This window comes from Micromonospora parathelypteridis (genome assembly GCF_014201145.1).
Lineage (GTDB): Bacteria > Actinomycetota > Actinomycetes > Mycobacteriales > Micromonosporaceae > Micromonospora > Micromonospora parathelypteridis.
The window spans coordinates 2586770-2606084 of the sequence record NZ_JACHDP010000001.1 but is presented as its reverse complement, the minus strand read 5'-3'; the positions used below and the strand labels follow the sequence as shown (position 1 = coordinate 2606084).

Below are 19315 nucleotides of genomic sequence, written 5' to 3'. Positions count from 1 at the left end.
CATGAAGTTATTGCCGCGACACGCCGAGTAGGCGCGCGACAACTTCATGATCAACGCGGGTGGGGGGTGGGGTTAGGCGCGGGTGGCGGCTCGGCGTTCGGCGTCGGCCTTCATTCGGGCGGCGCGGTCGATGTCGGCCTGCTGGACGGCCGCTACCGATCCGAAGATGCTGACCGCCTGGTAGTAGGTCCAGGCCAGGCTGTAGCAGGCTGGCCGGACGATCGCGTTGTACGTGGCGCAGACGCGCTTCAGGTCCTCGTAGAAGGCGCTGTCCAGTCGGGACTTGTTGGCGGGGAACTGGCCGACCGCCTTGTAGTTGCGGTAGCCGAAGTCGTGCCGGTAGCAGCCCAGGTTGAAGGTGAACCCGAGTGGGTTGTCCGGGCTGGACGAGCAGTAGTCGGTGGACCAGTTGAAGTTGTACTCGGCCCAGGGGGCCCGGTTGACCCGGGCGCTGTTCCAGGAGTTGTAGCTGGAGGCGCTGGTCTGGGTCCAACTGGACAGCACGGAGAGCCGCTGGGCGGGGGTGACGGCGGCGGCGGGGGAGGCGATGGCGAGGGTGGCGAGCAGCGCTAGCGCGCCCGAGGCGAACAGGGTGGCGAGACGTCGGGGCACGGGTTACCTCCGCGGGGGTGAGCGGGCGGGACGGAAGTTACCGGCGGGTTACCGGATGTCGATGAGTCTCGATCAGCTGATCAACCGGTCGGTATGTGCCGCGCCAACTATTGATGACAGGCGTCGAAACAGACGAATGCCCCGGGAGCATTGAGCACCCGGGGCATTCGGCGAGGGACGGACGGGTCAGCGCAGGACGAAGGCCGGCGGGCTCGTCGGGCTCTCGTTGGCCGACCGGTCCAGCGCGGTCAGCTGGTAGGTGTAGCGCCGGCCGGGCACGGCCGAGGTGTCCACCCAGGACTGGGAGCCGCCCGGGGTGGCCCGGACGGTGTCGACCAGGTGTGCGGCGTCCGCGGTGCCGCACCGACCCGGCAGCGTGGTGCCGTCGAACCGGTAGATCGCGTACGAGGTGGCGGTGCCGAGTGGCCCGACGCCGTCAGCCGGCTGGCGCCAGGTCAGCCGGACCCCGTCGGCCTGCCGTGCCGCCTTGGTGACCACCGGGAAGAGCAGTGGACGGGCCGGCAGGTGCGGCATGGCTGGCACGAGCGCCGGACGGGAGTAGTGCTCGGCCGCGTAGATGTCGGTGGCGCCGAGCCGGTTGGCCCGCACCTGAACTGCCGAGAAGTGCACGTTGCCCTGCACCTCGGGGTACGCCTGATTGAGCGTCAGGTGGTCGGACAGCTCACTCGGGTTCTGCCAGAACGGCCCGTACGCCGCATCGCCGCTCTTGTAGTCGGCCTGGCCGATGTAGAGCTGTACGCGGGTGCCCCGCACGGTCTCGGCCCACCACGGCACGAGTCGCGCGTAGTCGGCCGCCGGGTACTGGCCGATGTACCAGTAGAGCTGCGGCACCACGTAGTCGATCCACTCCTGCTTGATCCACTTACGGGTGTCGGCGGAGATGATGTCGTACGACTGGCTGCCGGTGGTGTCCGAGCCGAGCGGGTCGACGGCCTTGTTGCGCCAGATGCCGAACGGACTGACCCCGAACTTCACCCACGGCTTCGCCGCCTTGATCTTGCCGTTCATCTCCTGGATCAGCAGGTTGATGTTGTCGCGCCGCCAGTCCGCCCGGTCGGTGAAGCCCCGGTTGTAGGCCGCGAAGGTGGCGTCGTCCGGCACCTGGTACGTGCCGCTGGGGTAGGGGTAGAAGTAGTCGTCGAAGTGCACGCCGTCGATGTCGTACCGGCTGACCGCGTCCATCATCGCGGTCTGCACGAACTCGCGGACCTCGGGGATGCCGGGGTTGTAGTAGAGCCGGCTGCCGGCCACGCCGGCCGGCGGGTAGGCGAAGGTCCAGTCCGGATGCTGCCGGGCCGGGTGGCCGGGGGCGAGCTGGGCGAGGTCCGCGCCGGCGCCGCCGGGCGCGGGCATCGAGACGCGGTACGGGTTGAACCAGGCGTGGAACTCCAGGTTGCGCCGGTGGGCCTCGGCGACCAGGAAGGCCAGGGGATCCCAGCCGGGGTCCTGCCCACGGATGCCGGTCAGGTATTCCGACCACGGCTCGTACGGCGAGGGCCAGAGCGCGTCGGCGGTGGGCCGGACCTGCACCACGACCGCGTTGTGGTTCAGCCGCTGGGCGAGGTCGAGCAGCTCCCGGTACTCGGTCTGCTGGGCGGCGACCTGGTCCGGGCTGGTCTGGGACGCCTTGCTGGGCCAGTCGATGTTGACCACCGACGAGATCCACATGGCCCGGAACTGCCGCTTCGGCGTGGCCGGGTCGGTGGCGCAGGTGGCGGTGGTGGTGCTGGCCGCGTCGGGCGCGGCGTTGGCGGGGGTGCTGGTGACGAGCGTGCCGAGCAGGGCTGCGACCAGCCCGGCGGCACCGAGTCGTGTGGCCTTCATGCGGTGTGTCCCTTCGTTGGGGCTCCCGGGTGTCCAGCGCGGCACTGCCGGCAAGATTCGCCGCTCATCCATGCATCGCTAGTAGAAAATTTTCACAGTCTGGTCATTGCCGCAAGGGTTCACGGTTGATCAATCCCGCCACTGGGTAGCAACGCCGGCTACCGGCCGCCACGGGGTGGTCGCACGGTGGGAGGGGTGACCGCGTGTCCGTGCTGCGCACCAAACCGATCAAGGACGTGATAGCCCAAGGTGAGGCAGACGGCTCGGACGGTCAACTCGGGCTGAAGAGACGGCTCGGTGCGGTCGACCTCACCGGCTTCGGCATCGGCATCGTGATCGGCACCGGCATCTTCACGCTCACCGGGATCGAAGCCCGGGACAGCGCCGGACCGGGCGTGGTGATCTCCTTCGCCATCGCCGGCCTGGTGGCCCTGCTCGCCGCGCTCTGCTACGCCGAGTTGGCCTCCAGCGTGCCGACCGCCGGCAGCGCCTACACGTACGCGTACGCGACGATGGGCGAGATCGTCGCCTGGATCATCGGCTGGGATCTGCTGCTGGAGTTCGCGCTCGGCGCGGCCGTGGTGGCGCGAGGGTGGTCCGGCTACCTCGCGGAGCTGCTCGACCTGCCCACCCGCTGGTTCGGCGAGGAAGGCAGCACGGTCAACGTCGGAGCCATCGCCATCGTGCTGATCCTCGGCGTCGTGGCGATCGTCGGCATTCGGGAGTCGGCCCGGATCACCAACCTGTTGGTGCTGGTCAAGGTGGCCATCTGCGTCTTCGTGGTGGTGGCCGGTCTGTTCTTCGTCAAGGCCGCCAACCTCACTCCGTTCATCCCCCCGGCCGAGCCCGCAGGCAGTGGCGACGACGGCATCAAGCAACCTGTCACGCAGGCGCTCTTCGGGCTGGAGCCGTCGGTCTTCGGCTTCGTCGGGGTGCTCAGCGCCGCTGCGGTCGTCTTCTTCGCGTACACCGGCTTCGAGGCGGTGGCGAACCTGGGCGAGGAGACGAGGAAGCCCAAGCGGGACCTCACCCTGGGTCTGCTCGGCACGCTGCTGATCTCCACCGTGCTCTACATCGGCGTCTCGCTGGTGGTGGTCGGAATGGTGCCGTACACCGAGATCGACCGGGGCGCCCCGATCGCGTCGGCCTTCGAGGCGGTCGGCGCAGGCTGGGCTGCCGTGCTGGTCTCCATCGCGGCGGTCGCGGGCCTGACCAGCGTCATCCTGGTCGACCTGGTGGCGATGGGCCGGATCGGCTTCGCCATCGCCCGGGACGGGCTGATCCCGCCCTCGATCGCGAAGGTGCATCCGCGCTGGGGCACCCCGTACCGGATCTCGGCGATCATGACGGTCGCGGTCGCGCTGCTCGCCGGCTTCCTGCCGCTGTCCGCGCTGGCCGACCTGGTCAGCATCGGCGCGCTCTGCGCGTTCGTGCTCGTGTCGACCGCGGTGCCGATCCTGCGCCGCAGGCGCCCGGACCTGGAACGGCCGTTCCGGGTGCCGTTCTCCCCGGTGTTGCCGATCATCTCGGCGCTGGCCTGCTTCTACCTGATGCTCAACCTGTCGGTGGAGACCTGGCTGCGGTTCCTCGCCTGGATGCTGCTCGGCGCGGTGATCTACTTCGGCTACGGCTACCGCCGCAACCGGCTGGCCCGACACGATCCGGCCGTCGCCCCGGCCGCTGACAGCTGACCCGGAAATGCAGTAATGGCCTCTCGCGGATCGCGAGAGGCCCTTACTGACGGTCAGGGGCGGGGCTGCGGCGCGGCGGTCGGGCCCTGGACCACCGGCTTGCCGTCGACCCACGTCACCTCGTCGAGCCAGACCTGCCGACCGGGGTCGGTGCTGCCCTCCTGGCCGGGCGGCCAGGCGTGGTACAGCAGCCAGGTCCGGCCGTCCTTCACGACCATCGAGGCGTGACCGGGGCCCGAGGCGGCATCCTTGCTCTTCAGGATCGGGTTCTCGGCGGCCTTCACACACGGGCCGGTCGGGCTCTCGCAGACCGCGTAGCCCTCGGCGTACTCCGCCCTGTCATAGGCGTTGGCGGCGAAGAAGAGGAACAGCCGACCGTCCTGGCGGTGGAAGAACGGCCCCTCGATCAGGGTGCCCTCCCACGGCTCGGTCTGCTTGAGCAGCTTCGTCGGCTCGCCGACGAGGGTCAGGCCGTCATCGGCGAGACGCTGGGACCAGAGCCAGGTGTCCACCCCGATCGCGTTGCCGTCGTTCTTCCACAGCAGCCAGAGGCTGCCGTCGGTGTCCCGGAACGGGCTGGCGTCGATCGCCCCACCCAGGTCGGCCTGGCAGATCAGCGGGCCGCTCGCGTCGTCCCGGTACGGCCCCTGCGGCGCGCTGGCCACGGCCCGCCCGACGCACTGCCGCCCGGACTCCCGCCCGGCGACGGTGTAGTAGAGCAGGAACCGGTCCGGTGCCAGCTGGATCGCCTCGGGTGCCCAGGTCTTGCCGGCGTCCGCCCAGTCCGGCAGCGTCGGCAGAGCGTCCTTGGCCTCGGTCCAGTCGACCAGGTCCGTCGACGTGTGCACCGGGACGTTGCGGCCCTCGGAGTTGGTGTGGAACAGGTACCAGGTGTCGCCCACCTGGATGGCCTGCGGGTCTGGGGCGTCGGTCTTCACGACGGGGTTGGTGAACATGCTGGGGTCGCTCCCGCTGCTCGTGGGGGTGGGTTCGCTGCTGTCGGCACAGCCCGCAACGAGCAGCGCGGCGGCGATGACGATCGCCGCCGCGCCGCGTCGACAGACGGTTGTGCGCGTCATCCCTTCAAACCGCTGCGGGAGACGCCCTGGATGATGTGCCGCTGGGCGAGCACGAAGAGGATCAGCACCGGCAGGCTGGCCAGCACCGCACCCGCCATGATCACCGGGTAGTCGGTGACGTACGAGCCCTGGAGCAGGCCCAGGCCCGGCGGCAGGGTGAGCTTCTCCGGGCTGAACAGCACGAAGATCGGCCAGAGGAAGTCGTTCCAGTTGGTGAGGAACGACAGCACGGCCAGGGTGGCCAGCGCCGGCTTGGACAGCGGCAGCACCACCTTGACGAAGATCTGCCACTGGTTGGCGCCGTCCAGCGTGGCGGCCTCCTCCAGCTCGTCCGGCAGGGAGAGGAAGAACTGCCGCAGGAAGAACACCCCGAACGCGCTGGCCGCGCCGGGCACCACGATCACGGCGAGGGTGTCGATCCAGTTGAGCTGGTCGACGATCAGGAAGTTCGGGACGATCAGCGAGGTCGGCGGGATGAACAGCGTCCCGACGATCAGAGCGAAGGTCACCCCGCGTCCCCGGAACCGCAGACGAGCCAGGGAGTACGCGGCCATCGAGGCGGTCACCAGCACCAGCAGCGAGTGCAGCGTGGCCGCCACCATGCTGTTGAGGAACCAGCGCAGCACCGGGTTCGCCGAGTTGTTGATGACCTGCTCGTAGCCGTATCCGGCGAGCGGGTTCGGCAGCCAGCTCGGTGGGATCTGCTGGGCTGCGGTGTAGGTCTTCAGCGAGGTGATGACCATCCACAGCAGCGGAACCAGGAAGATCAGGGCCAGCACGACCAGGGTCGTGTAGAGCCCGACCCGGCGCAGCCCCGATGCGGAGCCGCCGGTGGTGGGCGTGGGCGTCGTCATGGCGATCCCCTCAGTCTTCCTTGTAGCGGAAGAGACGGAAGTTGGCGAGGCTCACGACCGCCAGCATCAGGGCGAACACGATGCTCATCGCGGCGGCGCGGCCGGCGTCGTTGTCCCGCAGGCCCTCCTCGACGATGAACCACACCACCGTCCGGGTCTCCGTGCCGGGCGTCCCCTGGGTGATCAGGAACGACTGGCCGAACATGTTCGCCGAGGCGAGCACGGTCGTGGTGATCACGAACAGCAGCACCGGGCGCAGGCCGGGCAGCGTGACGCTGCGGAACCGCTGCCAGGCGTTCGCGCCGTCCATCCGGGCGGCCTCGTACAGCTCAGGCGAGATGTCCTGCAGGCCGGCCAGGTAAATGACCGCGTTGAAGCCGGAGGTCCACCAGACGGTCACCCCGACCAGGGAGATCCAGGCCCACGGCATGTTGGTGACCCAGGGGGTGTCCGACGGCAGCCCGACAACCCCGAGGAGCCGGTTGACCAGGCCCAGGTTGGCATCGAGCAGGAACCGCCAGAGCAGGCCGATCACCGCGACGCCCAGCACGTACGGCGCGAAGTAGACCGCCCGGAAGAAGGTCCGGCCCGGGAAGGAGCGGTTCAGCAGCAGCGCCAGCCCGAGCGGTACGACCACCAGCAGCGGCACCGACAGCACCGTGAAGATCGCGGTGGCCCGGACGCTCTCCCACCAGTCGCCGTAGACGGCGGAGTCGCTGGAGAACAGCTCCTTGTAGTTGTCCAACCCGACGAACGGCCGGTTGGGCAGTTGGAAGTCCCACTGGTGCACGCTCAGCCACACGCCGAGGATGATCGGCAACAGGCCGAAGACCCCGAACAGGACCAGGTAGGGGGCAAGGAACAGGTATGGCGTCGCCCGTCTGGTCCGACCCGCCGAGGCGGCCCGGCGGGCTGCTTTGGCCGCCGGGGGCGGCGCGTCTCCGCGCGCCGCCCCGACCTCGATCACGTCCGCCACTAGTTATCAGCTCCCGTACTTCTTGCGGTTGTCCTCGAGCTGCCGGTTGGCCTTGGCAACGCCGTCGTCCAGCGCCTGCTTGGGCGTCTTCTTGCCCAGCGCGGCCTCGTTGAACGAGTTGTAGAAGGTCGTGATGACCTCGCCCAGGCCGGGGGCCGCCGGCGGGAAGGCCGCGTACTCCAGCTCGGGGGCGAGCACCGAGATCTCCGGCAGCGCCTTGAACTCGGCGCTCTCGCGTACGGCCTTCCGGGCCGGGATCTGGCCGCCCTTGGCCCAGTCCAGCGAGTGCTGGCTCAGCCAGTTGATGAAGACCTTCGAGCCGGCGATCTTGTTGGCGTTGTTGGCCTTCTGCTTCACGATGGTGAAGTTGTGCGAGTTGGCCCAGGTGGCCTTCTTGCTGCCGATCTGGGGGAGCGGGGCGACGCCCCACTGCACCTCGGGGCTCTTCTTCAGATCGTTGATCTGCCAGATGCCGTTGAAGGTGAAGGCGTTCTTACCGCTCTTGAACGCCAGGTACTCGGCGTCCTGGCCGACGTTGGCCGGCGAGTGGCCCTGCCTGATCATGTCGACCAGCCAGGTGCAGGCCTCGACCGCCGGGTCGGAGTTGAACGTGGCCTTGGCGACGTCGGCGTCGAAGAGGGTGCCGCCCCACTGGTTGAGCAGGGAGTAGAACGTCATGCCGCCGGTGAACTGGAACGGGCTGATCCAGAAGCCCTGCACGCCGGCCTTCTTGAACTCGACCAGCGCCGCCGTGAAGTCGTCCTTGGTGGTCGGCGGCTTGTTCGGGTCCAGGCCGGCCTGCTGCATGACGGCCTTGTTGTAGTAGAAGCCCAGCGGGTGCATGTCCAGCGGGATGCCGTACCGCTTGTTGTTGTAGAGCCCGCCCTGCCACACCGTGGGCGCGAAGTCCGCCTCGGAGAGCTCCAGGTTCTTGGCCACGTCGTCCAGCTCGCTGATCACGCCGCGGGCGGCGAAGGTGGCGAGCTGGTCCATGTGCATGACCGCGATGTCCGGGCCGTTGCCGCTGGAGGCCGCACCGGGGAGCTTGTTGTAGTAGTCCTCCCACTGGTACGTGGCCACCGACACGGCGATGTTCTGGTGCTCGGTGTTGAACTGGTTCACGAGCGCCTTGAAGATCTCGCCGTCACCGCCGGTGAAGCCGTTCCAGAGCTTCAGGTCCACCTTGGGACCGGTGTACTCCTTGCCACCGTTGCCGGCGGCCGGCCCGGAGGCACTGTCGTCGCCGCCGCCGCAGCCCGCGAGGGTCAGCGAGGCCGCAGCGCCGAGTCCGAGACCGAGGCCGAGCAGGCGCCGCCGGCTCATGTCGTTCTGGATCATGCTTTATCTCTCCTTGAGGGGGGACGGTATGAATTGTGCCTGCTCAAGCCCGGCGCGATCTCAGGCGCTTGCCGGGCCGAAACGCAGCACGTTCCAGGACACGGCGGGCAGGCGCACGGTGCACCGACCGCCGTCGGGGGTGGGGGTGGGCAGGTCCCGAGGCGTCACCCGGTCGGGCTCGGCCTCGGTGTTCGTCGCTGACGGGTCAGACCCGGCAGCGATGCTCTGGAACGACAGACCGGACATAGCCGGCAGGCCGCGCAGATCGATCTCCAACGGGAGGTCCGTCTGGCCGCGGTTGACCGCGAACACGGTCAGCTCGCCGGTCTCCTCGTCGTGGACGGCGACGGTGTCGAGCACCGGCACGTCCCCGTACTTCTTCGTGTCGTAGCGCGGCGACACCGGCTCGGTGCGCAGCACGGTGCCCCGGGCGTACCGGGCGGTCAACGCGAACGGGTGGAAGATGCTCTGCCGCCAGGCCGGGCCGCCGTTGCGGGTGCGGATCGGCGCGATCACGTTGGCCAACTGGGCCTGGGCGGCCACACCAACCCGGTCCGCGTGGCGCAGCAGGGTGATCAGCAGGTCGCCGACGACCACCGCGTCGACCGCGGTGAAGTTGTCCTCGATCAGGGCGGGAGCCTCGACCCAGCCGCGCCGGTCCAGGTCGGCCTTTAGGCGGGACTCGTACCAGACGTTCCACTCGTCGAAGGAGATCTTCAGCTTGCGCTTGTGCCGCTGCTTGGCGGCCACGTGGTCGGCGGTCGCGACGACCTCGGTGATGAAGTTGTCCATGTCGACGGCCGAGGCCAGGATGCTCGCCTGGTCACCGTCGGACGGGTCGTAGTAGGTGTGCGCCGAGATGTAGTCGACGTGCTCGTAGGTGTGCTCCAGCACGGTCGCCTCCCAGGAGGCGAAGGTGGGCATCCGCCGGTTGGAGCTGCCGCAGGCGATCAGACTGATCGACGGGTCGATCATCTTCATCGCGCGGGCGGCCTCGGCGGCGAGGCGGCCGTACTCGTCGGCGGTCTTGTGGCCGACCTGCCACGGGCCATCCATCTCGTTGCCCAGGCACCACAGCCGCACCCCGTACGGATCCTCGGCGCCGTGCTTGCGCCGCAGGTCGGAGAGCTCCGTGCCGCCCGGGTGGTTGGCGTACTCCAGCAGGTCCAGTGCTTCCTGGACGCCGCGCGTGCCGAGGTTGACCGCCATCATCGGCTCGACGCCGGCCTCGGCGGCCCAGGTCATGAACTCGTCCAACCCGAACGCGTTGGTCTCGATCGTCTTCCAGGCCAGGTCGAGCCGGCGCGGCCGGTTGCCGACCGGGCCAACGCCGTCCTCCCAGCGGTAGCCGGAGACGAAGTTGCCGCCCGGGTACCGGACCACCGAGACGCCCAGCTCACGGGTCAGTTCCAGAACGTCGCGGCGCAGGCCGCGGGTGTCGGCGGTGGGGTGGCCGGGCTCGTAGATGCCGCCGTAGACGCACCGCCCCATGTGCTCGACGAAGGAGCCGAAGAGGCGTCGGTCGGCCGGGCCGATGGAGAAGGCCGGGTCGACCGTCAGCTGCGCGGTCCGCAAGGGGGTGCCACCTTTCCTCAGTGCCGTTGCCCGGGTGAGCGCAGTCACGGTTCACCCGGTGTCCTTCGTTTCTACAACGTTGTAGGCAACGTTGTAAAGGGCTGATGAAGAGGTATGGTGCGCTGGGTTACATCGGGAGGTTGCGGAATGCGACACAGGCTCAAAGACGTGGCCGAACGGGCCGGCGTGTCGGTTAAGACCGTCTCCAACGTCGTCAACGGCTACGTGCACGTCCGGCCAGACACCCGTGCCCGGGTCGAGGAAGCGATCGCCGAGCTCAACTACCGGCCCAACCTCTCCGCCCGCCACCTGCGCAAGGGCCGCACCGGCGTGATCGCGCTGGCCGTTCCGGAGCTGGACATCCCGTACTTCGCCGAGTTGGCCCGCCACGTGGTCATCGCCGCCGCCGACTACGGCTGGACGGTGCTGATCGACCAGACCGGCGGCCGGCGTGAGCAGGAGCGGGTCGTCGCCTCCGGCATCACCGACCACCTGATCGACGGGCTCATCTTCAGCCCGCTGGCGCTCACCGCCGAAGACCTTGCCAGCCTGGACGGCACGCCCATGGTGCTGCTCGGCGAGCGGGTCGAACACGGCCCCGCGGATCGCGTGATGATCGACAACGTGACAGCGGCCCGGGAGATCACCAGCCACCTGATCGAGCTCGGCCACCGCCGGATCGCGGCCATCGGCGCACAACGCACCGACGAAGGCGCCAGCGCCCGGCTGCGACTGGCCGGCTACACCGACGCGCTGCGCGCCGCCGGGCTCGACTACGACGAGGCCCTGGTGGCGCCCGCGCCGGCCTGGCATCGCGCCGACGGCGCGGCCGCCATGCGGGGCCTGCTCACCTCCGGCGTACGCCCCGACGCCGTCTTCTGCTTCAACGACACACTCGCCCTGGGCGCCCTGCGCGCCCTGCACGAAGCCGGCCTGCGGGTTCCTGAGGACGTGGCGGTGGTTGGCTTCGACGACATCGAGGACGGCCGGTTCTCCATCCCCACGCTCAGCACCGTCGCCCCCGACAAGGAGCAGATCGCCCGCCTTGCGGTCGAACTCCTGGCCAACCGCCTGGACGGCGACCGCACCGCCCCCGCCAAAGAGCTGAAGGCCCCCCACCGCCTAGAGCTCCGCGAATCAACCCAAACCCCCTAACCCCACCCCACCCCCACCCCCACCCCGCGCGCCCCCTCCCCCAGGCCTGTCCGGTGATCAAGAGGTTTGCGTCAGAAATTGCGCTCCCCTTGACGCAAACCTCTTGATCACCGCGCTCGACGGGTGGGTGGGTGAGGTGGGTGGGGTGGGTGGGGTGGGTGGTTAGTCGAAGAAGCGGGCTAGGTGGGGTTGGGGTGCGGGGTTGGCGTCTGGGGGGAGGGGGGTCAGGTCCGCGAAGATGGAGGCACCGTCGCAGCCGGCGTGCAGCGGGTACCACCGCGGGGTGCCCGGCGGCCGGAGCTGGCAGATCCCCTTGAACGTCTGCACGTCCATCAGCCGGACGTGAGTCGGGTCGGCCACCGCGTTGACATGCCCCCACCAGGGGCTCATCACGTGCAGCACACCGCCCGGGCGGAGCACCCGGTGGCACTCGTCCACCAGCGGCAGGAAGTCGATCAGGTGCTCCAGGATGTGTACCGCGAAGAGAACGTCCACCGAGTTGTCGGCGAGCGGCAGCGAACCGGACAGGTCCGCGACCGCGTCCACCCCCGGCGCCGGGTAGATGTCCAGCCCCAGGTTGCTCGACCACTGCTTGGTCGGCCCGCAGCCGAGGTCCACGACCACCGGCGCCCGCCCGTCGACGCCGACCCGGCACCAGACGCCGTAGACGCCGGCGAGCCGCCCCACCAGGTCCCGTACGAGCCGTAGTTCGGCGGGTTCGGCGACGTCTCCGCTGAGGTGGGCCACCCCCCGGTCGAACCGCACCTCGACCGCCAGGCCCTGCAGCCGGTCGTCGTGTCGTACCTGGTCCGCCCACGCCTGACCGAGGAATTCGTCGATCGCCCGCAGCCGGTCGGCCGAGGGTGGAGTTTGTGCCAACGCGACCATTCGGGTCACCTCCCGCCGCGCGTTACCCGCATTCGCGCCCGGTATGCCCCATGATCCACTCCAGATCGCCGATCTGGGGGTATCCGGGGCGCGGGATACACCAACATCGGCGATGTCGTGTCGATCATGTTGCTGACGCGCGCAGGGTGCGGCCGAGTCAGCCCGAGACGGTACGGCGGCCGCCGCGTATCCGTTGGCGGGGTTGCGGGGCGGCGGGCTTGGGCCGTTTGAGGTGATAGCGGTGCAACTCGTGATGGCCGGGCAGGGACGGGTCCTCGCTCATCGCGACCAACTCCCAGCCCTGGTCGCCGGCCCGGTTCAGGTGGGCCAGCGCGGTGTCGCCGTACGGCGTCACGTCGACCATCGAGCCGTCCGGGCCGTACCAGACGAAGACGACCTCCCAGCCGAGGTCGTTGGTCGCAGCTTGGCGGCGGCGGACCAGCAGGGCGTACTCCCACTTGAGCATGGCGTCATTCTCACCCCGCGCTGGCCCGCTGGCACGGATCAATCTTCGGCGATCCGCCCGGCGTCGACCCGGAGTCGGCGGTTCGTCTCGATGGCGGCCAGCATTCGCCGGTCGTGGGTGACCAGCAGCAGCGTTCCGGGGTAGCTGGCCAGCGCCGATTCGAGCTGCTCGATGGCGGCCAGGTCCAGGTGGTTGGTGGGCTCGTCGAGCACCAGCAGATTGACCCCACGCCCCTGCAGCAGCGCCAACGCCGCCCGGGTTCGCTCACCGGGGGAGAGGGTGGCCGCCGGTCGCGGCACGTGCGCCGCTCGCAGCCCGAACTTGGCCAGCAGGGTCCGCGCGTCCGCCGGCGACATGTGGGGTACGGCCGCCTGGAACGCGTCGATCAGCGGCGCGTCGCCGAGGAACAGCCCTCGTGCCTGGTCCACCTCGCCCACCACCACCCCGGGGCCGAGCGAGGCGGTGCCGGCGTCCAGCGGCAGCCGCCCGAGCAGCGCGGCCAGCAGGGTGGATTTGCCCGAGCCGTTCGCCCCGGTCACCGCGACGCGGTCCGCCCAGTCGATCTGGAGGTCGATCGGGCCGAGGGTGAACCCGCCGCGACGTACCACCGCACCTCGCAGCGTGGCCACGACGGCGCCGGCGCGGGGGGCGGCGGCGATCTCCATCCGCAGCTCCCACTCCTTGCGGGGCTCCTCGACCACGTCGAGCCGTTCGATCAGCCGTTCGGTCTGCTTGGCCTTGGCGGCCTGTTTCTCGCTCGCCTCGCTCCGGAACTTGCGGCCGATCTTGTCGTTGTCGGTGGCCTTGCGCCGGGCGTTCTTCACGCCCTTCTCCATCCACCCACGCTGGGTGCGGGCCCGCGCCTCCAGGCCGGCCTTGGTGTCGGCGTACTCCTCGAAGTCGGCGCGGGCGTGCCGGCGGGCCACCTCCCGCTCTTCCAGGTAGGCCGCGTAACCACCGCCGTAGTGGTGCACCTGCTGCTGCGGCAGGTCCAACTCCAGGATTCGGGTCACCGTGCGGGTGAGGAACTCCCGGTCGTGGCTGACCAGCACCGTGCCGGCCCGCAGCCCGGTGACGAACTCCTCCAGCCGTTCCAACCCCGCCAGGTCCAGGTCGTTGGTCGGCTCGTCGAGCAGGAACACGTCGTAGCGGCTGAGCAGCAGCGAGGCCAGCCCGGCGCGGGCCGCCTGGCCGCCGGACAACCCGGTGGTCGGGTGGTCCAGGTCGACTGCGAGCCCCAGGTCGGCGCTCACCTGCTCGGCGCGTTCGTCCAGGTCCGCGCCGCCGAGGGCGAGCCAGCGCTCCAGCGCGTCGCCGTACGCGTCGTCGGCGCCGGGCGCCCCGGCGGTCAGCGCCTCGGTCGCCGCGTCCAGCGCCGCCTGCGCGGCGGTCACCCCGGTCCGCCGGGCCAGGAAGTCCCGTACCGTCTCGCCCGGTCGCCGTTCCGGCTCCTGCGGCAGGTGCCCGACGCTCGCGGTGGGCGGGCTGAGCCGCACGGTGCCGGCCTCGACCGGCAACAACCCGGCGAGGGTACGCAGCAGCGTCGACTTGCCGGCCCCGTTCGGCCCGACCAGGCCGACCACGTCACCGGGGGCGACCACCAGGTCCAGTCCGGCGAAGAGCGGGCGGTCGCCGTGCCCGGCGGCCAGGTCCTTGACGATCATCGTGGCGCTCATCAGGACGGCAGCCTATCCGGCTGCTGGCATACGACCCGACGGCAGCGGGCAGACTCATGGCGTGGTGACCACACTGGCGATCGACTGTGGCGGCGGAGGCATCAAGGCTTCCGTGCTCGACGAGGCGGGGACGATGCGGGCCCGGCCGTTGCGGGTGCCGACCCCGTACCCGTTGCCGCCTGCGCTGTTCGTCCGGACCCTGCTGGATCTGGGTGGGCGCCTGCCGGCGGCGGACCGGCTGACGGTCGGCGTACCCGGGATGATCCGGCACGGTGTGGTGGTGACCACACCGCATTACGTGACCCGCAACGGCCCACGCACCCGGGTCGACCCGGACCTGCTCACCGAGTGGTCCGGCTGGGACGCGCGGGGCGCGCTGGCCGACGCGTTCGGGGTGCCGGCGCTGGTGCTCAACGACGCCGAGGTGCACGGCGCCGGGGTGGTCGCCGGCACGGGCTGCGAGCTGGTGCTGACCCTGGGAACGGGGCTGGGCAGCGCGCTCTTCGACGGCGGGGTGCTCGCACCGCACCTGGAGCTGTCCCACGCGCCGGTGCGGTGGGGCACCACCTACGACACGTACGTGGGTGAGCCGGAACGCCGGCGGCTCGGCGACGCCTTCTGGTCCCGCCGGATCCGGCAGGTGGTGGACGGGCTTCGCCCGGTGTTCCGCTGGGACCGGCTCTATCTGGGCGGGGGCAACTCCCGGCTGATCCGGCCCGAGCAGCTGGCCCGGATGGGCGACGACGTGGTGGTGGTGCCGAACACCGCCGGGATCGTCGGCGGTGTCCGCGCCTGGGAGCTCGCCGCCGGACGCCGGGACGCCCGTACCTGACCCGATTCGGCCCGGGCTCCCGGCTCCCGGGAACAGTCGCCAAACGCCCAGCGTTGTGCCAGCGTCGGAACAGGTGACGGTGCGACCCGAGGAGGTGGGCAGATGGATCTTCTGGCGGACTACCGGCGGGCGACCATGTTCTTCGAAACCGGTGATCCCAGCGGAGCGGCCCGACTGCTGGAGCCGATTGTCGCCGCCGAACCCGGCAACGCCGCGGTCCGGCAGTTGCTGGCCCGGGCGTACTTCCAGTCGGCCCAGCTCAACCGGGCTGAGGAGCATCTGCGGGAGCTGGTCGATCGGGACCCGAGCGACCACTACGCCCACCACGTGCTCGGTCGGACGCTGGAGCGGCTGAACCGGCACACCGACGCGTTGCGGCACCTGCGGATCGCCGCAGCGATGTACGCGACCAACGACGACTACCGGACGGCGCTGGAGCGGGTGGAAACCCGCGTGGGCGGCACGCGCTGAGCGTGCACCGGTGACGTGGCGGGGCGGTCCTTCGGGGCCGCCCCTCCGTCGTCCGGCGGGTGGGCCGCCGGGCGTGCCTAGGATGGCGGACATGGGACCTGACCGGCCGGGGGCTGCGGCATGAAGCTCAAGCTGGACCTGCACGAGATCTTCAACAAGGGGCAGGACATCGACCGCGCGTTGCGCGGGATCATGGACGAGGCGGTGGCGAAGAAGGCCACCCTCGTCGAGATCATCCCTGGCAAGGGGTCCGGCCAGCTCAAGAAGCGGGTGCTGCGGTTCCTCGACCAGAAGGACGTCAAGCAGCTCTACCACCGCGTGGAGAAGGACTCCAAGAACTTCGGCCGGCTCTTCGTGCACTTCCGCTGGAAGTAGCGCCGGCGCTCTGCCGACCGCAGCGCGCTCGATCCACTCCATTTCGCCGACGTTGCGGTATCCGGGCGGCTGGATACCGCAACGTCGGCGAAATGGTGTCGATCAAGCGGCCCGCTGTTCGGCCTCGCTTTCGGTTCTCGTCAGGGGGTGACCCGGGTGGCCGGGCTGTCGCCCGGCAGGCCCGACATATCAGCCTCGACCGGTGGCAACGGAGTGGTTCCGAGGACGCGACCGTCCGCGGCGTACGCAGTGAAGGTGGCTGACTGGTCCGGCGGAATCCGCGTGGTGCCGGCGTTCGACACGTCGAGGGTGACCGGGGCCGGAGGAGCGCCGCCGGCCGTGACGGTGACCCGAGCCGCGTCCGGCGGAGCGATCACCCGTACCTGGTCCGTCGGCGTGCCGGTGCCGATGTCTTCCCGGATCCGCCAGCCAACTGGTCGCTGGTCGGCACCCTCGGCCGGCAGCAGCAGCCGCAGGTCCGTCCACCAGCCGGTTCGTTCGTCGCCATGCCTGGCGTACGCGATCACGCCGCCGCCGACGGGCTGCACGGTGAGCAGCGCGGCGGCCTGGCCGTGCTCGCTGCTGGACCACCGCACCCGTACCGTCGTCCCGGCCGCCGGGAGGCGACTGTCGACGAGCGCCAGTTCGATGTAGTTGCGCAGGTTGGCATCGTCCATCGGCGTGCCTCGGGCACCTCGTCGGGCGGCGGTGAGCAGGGCGTCCATCTCCTGCCCGGTCGGGTCGACACCGGCGTACGGGCCGCCGCCCAGGCCGCCCTGGTAGAGCACGTGGTCGCCACGGCTGACCCGGACGACGGGTTCGCCCGGAAGCGGCACAGCGGGCAGGGCGGCAAACCCAACCCCGCGGCCGTCCGCCCTGGCGAGGTCCTCGTACTCCAGCGTTCCCGCTGGGGTGTATCGCGGCTCGCCACTGATCGTCACGGTCGAATCGACGGGCCCGACGACGACCGCGAACCCGCTCCGGCCGGGCTCGGCCTGCATCAGCGTCATCACCGGTTCGTTGACGTCCTCGCTGTGGCCGGCGTAGCGCATCTGTTGGGCGTCGGTCCCGGCCGGACCCACGTACCAGACCAGCGCCTCCTTGGTCAGCAGGCCGAACCGCAGTGGCACCGCGACCAGCGCGACCCGGTGGCCCGGCTGGTCACTGCCGTAGAGCAGACGAATCCGGTCGCGATCGCCAACCTTCCAGATTCCGTCCCGGCTCCCGCCACCCAACGGGATGTCGGTGCTGATCCGCGCCCGCAGCGTCTCCAGCCAGGCCCGATCGCCGGCCAACGAGCCCCGAGGTGGCGCGTCGAGCAGCGCTGCCGGGGCGGCGGCGACCGCGATGCCCGGCGCCCACCCGGGCAGGGGCACCACATTGGTCTGGACCCCGACGAGCGCGACCCCGACCGCGGCGGCTGCCGCCGCCCGGATGAGCCGGGTCCGCCGGTGCCGTCGCTCGCGCCGGGCGAACCCCGGCCACGGGTCCTCAGGTACGTCGACGGCGTGCGTGGCCTGCCGTAGCGCAGGGCTCAGCGTTGAATTCGCGAAGCTCTCGGTCATGCGAGTTCCTCCTCGAGCCGCACCGGGGACTGCGGGGCGGGTGGGGCCAACTCGTTCCGCAGCCGGGCCAGTCCGCGCGACGCCTGGCTCTTCACCGAGCCGATGGAGCAGTCGAGAACCTTGGCGGTGTCCGCCTCGCTGAGGTCCTCGAAGTAGCGCAGCACCAGGACCGCCTGGGTCCTGGGCGGCAACCGCCGCAGTAGGGTGAGGAGCAGTTGCCGCTCCTCCACCTGCGCGTACGCGTCAGTTGTCGGCGCGCTGTCGGAGGTCAGCAGCGGCACCTCCAGCGGTCGCCGTCGACGCCGCCAGGAGATCGCCGTGTTGACCATCGCCCGGCGTACGTAGACCTCGGGCGCGTCCCTGCGCAGCACCCGCCCCCAGCGCCGATGGGTCTTCTCCAACGCCGACTGCGTCAGGTCCTCGGCAGCCCCTCGGTCGCCGGTCAGCAGGTAGGCCGTTCGGAGTAACGGCCCCCACTGTCGTTGTACGAACAGCCGGAACTGTTCGTCGTCCTCGTGCCGGCTCACGCCACCTCCAGGTCGCGTCCGCCTCGCGTTCGCGTGCGGATGCAGAGTGAGACGCGACCGGTGGTGCCGGGGGTTGAGTGGGAACCGTACGTGCGTGTGCCGAGCGCTGCTTGCTGGGTCAGCCCGCGAGGGCGTCCGGGCGGGCGCCGTGGCCGGCTGGGTGCCGGGACCAGCACTGTGGCCGTTGCCGGACGGCCAGCTCCAGTGCCTGACGGTCGGACTCGATCATTTCCCGGGCGATTCGACGCGCCATTTCCAGGCGGTCGACCTGCATGTCAAGATCCGTCGGGCCGGCCCCAGCCATATCGAACTCCTCGTCAGCGTTCGAGCTAGTCGCATCATCTGTCATGCCGGGATTCGTCACCATTCCCCGATCGGTGGAAAGCTTTCGCCGTACGGCTCGGTATCGCGAAACCCGGTTGGGCCGATGGTAGCGATGCCCGCGCCACCCTGCCCGGAACTGCGGAAACCCTACAGCGCATGTGTCGCGGTCAATGATCGGCATTGCCGGAGGTTTGTACATTGCACGGTGCGCGGATCGGGGGGCGCGACATGTCCGGTGAGGGATCTTCGTTACGGGAGGACCGCCGTGCAGCATTCGAGCAGGACCGATCCATTGTTCGTCGCCGTCGAATCCGATTCGATCACTCGCGCGGATGTCGCCGGGCTCATCGCGGGGCGGCTGGCCGCCGTCCGGGTGCCGGGGCTGCTGGCCGCGGCCCGCTGCCACGCGATCACCGCGGCTCTCGCCAACGCCCCGATGGACCGGTACGACGAGAGCCGGGTCTTTCCCGTCGTCGCCAAGTTCGGCCCGGCCATCAACGACCACCGGGACGCCGGTGACCTGCGCGAGGACTACTGGGACGCGGCCCGCGCGGCGGAGAAGAGCTGGTCCACGCTGGGCTTGGCGGACGCGCCACGGGAGCTGTGTCTGGCCGCGTTCCGGGCCGCGTGGCCGGACGTCGCAGCCGGGCGGCGGCAGCGTCGGGACATGCACGTCGGCATCGTCCGGGAGATCAACGCGGGGCTCCAGGTGCATTTCGACGACGCGGTCCGGGAGTACGCCGGCCGGCTGCTCGACAGTGACGTGGTGGCGCAGTTGGCGTTCAACATCTACATCCGGGTGCCGCCGGCCGGTGGGGAGACCGTGCTGTGGCGGCGGCGCTGGCAGCCGAACGACGAGGACCTGCGGATTCCCGGCGGGTACGGCTTCCACGAGTCGGTAGCCGCCGACGCGCAGTCGTTGACACTGCGACCCACGCTCGGGGAGGGCTTTCTGTTCGACCCGCGGCACTATCACACGGTGCGTCCCGCGACGGATGGCCGGCGGATCTCCATAGGATGTTTTGTCGGGCTCACCGACGATGGTCGACTGGCCCTCTGGTCGTAG

The 19315-nt window shown here is 70.0% G+C and carries 19 protein-coding genes; 6 read left to right on the top strand and 13 right to left on the bottom strand.

The genetic code is table 11. The features are described from left to right. Positions 1-72: 72 nt before the first annotated feature. Positions 73-612, bottom strand: a complete 540-nt coding sequence (locus HNR20_RS11515; protein ID WP_184178929.1) for a phospholipase — start codon at positions 610-612, stop codon at positions 73-75. Between the two features lie 186 nt (positions 613-798). After that, the gene (locus HNR20_RS11510) at positions 799-2457 is read right to left on the bottom strand and encodes a glycoside hydrolase family 10-like protein (protein ID WP_184178927.1); all 1659 of its coding nucleotides are present in this window, start codon (positions 2455-2457) and stop codon (positions 799-801) included. A gap of 203 nt (positions 2458-2660) precedes the next feature. Between HNR20_RS11510 and HNR20_RS11505 the strand changes: the two genes are divergently transcribed. Then, positions 2661-4148 carry an amino acid permease gene (locus tag HNR20_RS11505; RefSeq protein ID WP_184178925.1) on the top strand — a complete coding sequence of 496 codons (1488 nt, stop codon included), beginning with the start codon at positions 2661-2663 and terminating at the stop codon, positions 4146-4148. Positions 4149-4201: 53 nt separating this feature from the next. Here the strand turns inward: HNR20_RS11505 and HNR20_RS11500 are convergent, their stop codons facing one another. Genes HNR20_RS11500 through arfA form a run of 5 tightly spaced genes read right to left on the bottom strand, consistent with a single transcriptional unit; the run spans position 4202 to position 9970 of the window. Next, positions 4202-5227 (bottom strand): glycoside hydrolase family 43 protein, encoded by a 1026-nt coding sequence (locus HNR20_RS11500; protein ID WP_184178923.1) that lies wholly within the window; start codon positions 5225-5227, stop codon positions 4202-4204. After that, on the bottom strand, positions 5224-6081 hold the full coding sequence (locus HNR20_RS11495) for a carbohydrate ABC transporter permease (protein WP_184178921.1): 858 nt from the start codon (positions 6079-6081) through the stop codon (positions 5224-5226). The genes HNR20_RS11500 and HNR20_RS11495 overlap by 4 nt, the downstream gene beginning before the upstream one ends. Positions 6082-6091: 10 nt before the next feature. Next, positions 6092-7057 (bottom strand): carbohydrate ABC transporter permease, encoded by a 966-nt coding sequence (locus tag HNR20_RS11490; protein WP_184178919.1) that lies wholly within the window; start codon positions 7055-7057, stop codon positions 6092-6094. A 6-nt stretch (positions 7058-7063) separates the two neighbouring features. Further along, complete coding sequence (locus tag HNR20_RS11485) at positions 7064-8395, bottom strand: ABC transporter substrate-binding protein (protein WP_184178917.1); 1332 nt, start codon at positions 8393-8395, stop codon at positions 7064-7066. A 60-nt stretch (positions 8396-8455) separates the two neighbouring features. Further along, positions 8456-9970: an arabinosylfuranosidase ArfA gene (gene arfA / locus HNR20_RS11480; protein WP_184178915.1), complete on the bottom strand. Its 1515-nt coding sequence runs from the start codon at positions 9968-9970 to the stop codon at positions 8456-8458. Positions 9971-10117: 147 nt separating this feature from the next. On the opposite strand from arfA, the gene HNR20_RS11475 reads away from it, so the two are divergent. After that, on the top strand, positions 10118-11125 hold the full coding sequence (locus HNR20_RS11475; RefSeq protein ID WP_184178913.1) for a LacI family DNA-binding transcriptional regulator: 1008 nt from the start codon (positions 10118-10120) through the stop codon (positions 11123-11125). Between the two features lie 162 nt (positions 11126-11287). Here the strand turns inward: HNR20_RS11475 and HNR20_RS11470 are convergent, their stop codons facing one another. The 3 genes from HNR20_RS11470 to HNR20_RS11460 form a co-directional block, all read right to left on the bottom strand. Further along, positions 11288-12013, bottom strand: a complete 726-nt coding sequence (locus tag HNR20_RS11470; protein WP_184178911.1) for a methyltransferase domain-containing protein — start codon at positions 12011-12013, stop codon at positions 11288-11290. Between the two features lie 157 nt (positions 12014-12170). Then, complete coding sequence (locus HNR20_RS11465; RefSeq protein ID WP_184178909.1) at positions 12171-12479, bottom strand: hypothetical protein; 309 nt, start codon at positions 12477-12479, stop codon at positions 12171-12173. A gap of 38 nt (positions 12480-12517) precedes the next feature. After that, positions 12518-14155, bottom strand: coding sequence for an ABC-F family ATP-binding cassette domain-containing protein (locus HNR20_RS11460; RefSeq protein ID WP_184178907.1), 1638 nt, complete (start codon positions 14153-14155; stop codon positions 12518-12520). A 61-nt stretch (positions 14156-14216) separates the two neighbouring features. Here HNR20_RS11460 and HNR20_RS11455 point away from each other — a divergent pair, with 61 nt between their 5' ends. From HNR20_RS11455 to HNR20_RS11445, 3 genes are all read left to right on the top strand, one after another. Then, the gene (locus HNR20_RS11455; protein WP_184178904.1) at positions 14217-14987 is read left to right on the top strand and encodes an ROK family protein; all 771 of its coding nucleotides are present in this window, start codon (positions 14217-14219) and stop codon (positions 14985-14987) included. Between the two features lie 102 nt (positions 14988-15089). Continuing rightward, entirely contained in the window at positions 15090-15458 is a 369-nt protein-coding gene (locus HNR20_RS11450) for a tetratricopeptide repeat protein (RefSeq protein WP_184178902.1), read from the top strand. 120 nt (positions 15459-15578) lie between these two features. After that, positions 15579-15833, top strand: a complete 255-nt coding sequence (locus HNR20_RS11445) for a Smr/MutS family protein (protein WP_007465523.1) — start codon at positions 15579-15581, stop codon at positions 15831-15833. 140 nt (positions 15834-15973) lie between these two features. Here the strand turns inward: HNR20_RS11445 and HNR20_RS11440 are convergent, their stop codons facing one another. From HNR20_RS11440 to HNR20_RS11430, 3 genes are all read right to left on the bottom strand, one after another. After that, positions 15974-17398, bottom strand: coding sequence for a hypothetical protein (locus HNR20_RS11440; RefSeq protein WP_184178900.1), 1425 nt, complete (start codon positions 17396-17398; stop codon positions 15974-15976). Continuing rightward, positions 17395-17925, bottom strand: a complete 531-nt coding sequence (locus HNR20_RS11435) for a SigE family RNA polymerase sigma factor (RefSeq protein WP_184178898.1) — start codon at positions 17923-17925, stop codon at positions 17395-17397. Before HNR20_RS11435 ends, HNR20_RS11440 begins: the two co-directional genes overlap by 4 nt. A gap of 118 nt (positions 17926-18043) precedes the next feature. Beyond that, positions 18044-18199: a hypothetical protein gene (locus tag HNR20_RS11430; protein WP_184178896.1), complete on the bottom strand. Its 156-nt coding sequence runs from the start codon at positions 18197-18199 to the stop codon at positions 18044-18046. Positions 18200-18514: 315 nt separating this feature from the next. Between HNR20_RS11430 and HNR20_RS11425 the strand changes: the two genes are divergently transcribed. Further along, positions 18515-19315 carry a 2OG-Fe(II)-dependent halogenase WelO5 family protein gene (locus tag HNR20_RS11425; RefSeq protein ID WP_184178894.1) on the top strand — a complete coding sequence of 267 codons (801 nt, stop codon included), beginning with the start codon at positions 18515-18517 and terminating at the stop codon, positions 19313-19315.